The organism is Acinetobacter sichuanensis, assembly GCF_003024515.2.
GTDB classification, from domain to species: Bacteria; Pseudomonadota; Gammaproteobacteria; order Pseudomonadales; family Moraxellaceae; genus Acinetobacter; species Acinetobacter sichuanensis.
On record NZ_PYIX02000130.1, the window covers coordinates 1 to 1,981 of the forward strand.

At 37.7% G+C, this 1,981-nt stretch carries 1 protein-coding gene and 2 pseudogenes; all 3 read right to left on the reverse strand.

Translation table 11 applies throughout. The features are described from left to right. Positions 1–666: pseudogene (locus C9E89_RS22395) on the reverse strand (hypothetical protein); the annotation flags it as partial. Beyond that, on the reverse strand, positions 663–1,781 hold the full coding sequence (locus C9E89_RS22400; RefSeq protein ID WP_107010277.1) for an ATP-binding protein: 1,119 nt from the start codon (positions 1,779–1,781) through the stop codon (positions 663–665). The gene C9E89_RS22400 and the pseudogene C9E89_RS22395, both read right to left, overlap by 4 nt. Next, a pseudogene (locus tag C9E89_RS23520) lies at positions 1,781–1,981 on the reverse strand (hypothetical protein); the annotation flags it as partial. The pseudogene C9E89_RS23520 and the gene C9E89_RS22400, both read right to left, overlap by 1 nt.

A 1,981-nucleotide genomic window follows, 5' to 3' on the forward strand; every position in this document is an offset into this window, starting at 1 on the left:
AATCTTAGTGGTTGCAGGATCAGAAACTTCTTCCTTAGCATGAAATGCATCCATTATTTTGAATAAATCTTTACGATCTTCATCATTTAATTTTGGATCGGCATTAATTTCATCACTGATTTTTTGAATATCTTCAGGTGACTTTGTTTTAAAGATTTTAGATTCAATGCAAGCAAAATAGTCATCTGGTGTACCAATGATAATAGTAGGTGTTGACTTAGGCTCAACAACAGTTTCAACTTCTTCAATAGTATCTAATGAACCGCCGTTTAACGTGATGAATGCACGTGCATGAGCAATAGCATCATCTGAAGTTTTATGTAAAAGCTTTGAAGCAATCAAACGTTTTAAATAAGTAGCATTGTCGGCAGTGCTTAAAATCTCAATAGGACGATCCACATCTAAAATATTAGGTGCGTAATACACGGCAGAATTAATCAAGTCATCAAAACCTTGTAAACACTCAGGTACTTCTAAGTCGAGCTGACCAATCGTCATAAAACGAGGTGCAAGGCAAAACTCGTAATCAGCACCGAAGAAAACTGTAGCAGGGAATTGACTCAACTCGCTAAAGTCGAGCAGTTGCCCGACTGCACGACATAGCACTGCTTGACCAGATGACATTGCTTCAAAAGCTTGTTTAGCGTTTAAGATTTCGGTGCTCATGCGGTCATTCCTTGTTTAGCCAATTGATCAATTTCTTGTTTCACTAATTCGATTTTTGATGCCTCAATATTCATGAGAGAGTCCACGCCAAAGTGCTCACAGACAGACTTGATATCCAAACCGCGTTCAGAAATAAAACTTTGCAAATGATCACGTTGTTCATTAGAAATAGTTTGAGGGAGTATCTCCATTTCAAACCATTTGGTCTTTTCTTTGTTGTAGGTGAAACCAAGTTGGTATGCGTAATACTTCATGCACTCCCACATGTTTTTAAAGTTAGGGTTTTCTTGTTTTAGCTCTGACATAAGCACATTGAAATCACTTGTAAACTTTGCTTCTGTACAGCTCTTTTCCCATTGTTCCCATTCGAGTTTCAGCTTTTGACTTGCTTGCTGTTCTGGGGTCATAGTGTTTAATGTTGTTTTAACTTGCTCAATAAGGTCACCAAGAAAATGACTATTTGAACTTTTACGAAGATCAGGCACAGAGACATTTCCTAATCCACCTGCATCTTTTGAGTGATAACCTTCTTGTGATTGGAATTTAAGCATACGCTCTTGAATACCTTTTTTATTTGTTTCCAAACAGAGGTAAGCCATAGCATCACATAAGCGATAAATCTCTTGTCGATTTTTCCCACCAAGATCAGGGCGAATAAGCGTTAAGTTATCATTTTTGTCTTCTGTTGCATGAGCAATAAAAACAACATCACGACCACTTGTAATAATTTTATTCACAAAGGTGCTAAACATGTTGTTAGCTACACCTTGTACATTTAACTTTAAAGAGCCATCACCTTTTGTATTGCGTGAGTCGTTTGCTAGATGTGCTTTAATTAGATCAAGTACTCGCCCAATCGTATCAAAAACAACGGTTTGATAAGGCTCTAAGTCTGCCATATTAATATTTACGATATCATTCCAACATTCAGCCACAACCACATCAGCGCGACGGTTCACACCTGTACGATATGCGCCTTTATCTGCATCAATAATTAATGCTTTATTTGCTGTCATACCCAGTGTGGTTTTATACATACCAGGATCACCATAAAAATAGACTTTGATTGCACTTACAGTGATTGGTTGTGTTGGGGGGATAATATTTATAGACATTACACAGCCTCCACTAAACGATTACGCTCAATAAAACCAATCAACAAGTTATTGATATTGCGATGGTCGAGTTGATCAGTGAAGTCGCGGTATGGATTGCCTTTCTCGTCAAAAACTTTGATTTGACCGAGTTCTTTAATTTCTACAGCAGTGAAGCTTGATCCTGGTACACCGTAGTTATCAGCATGAGTTGCATATTC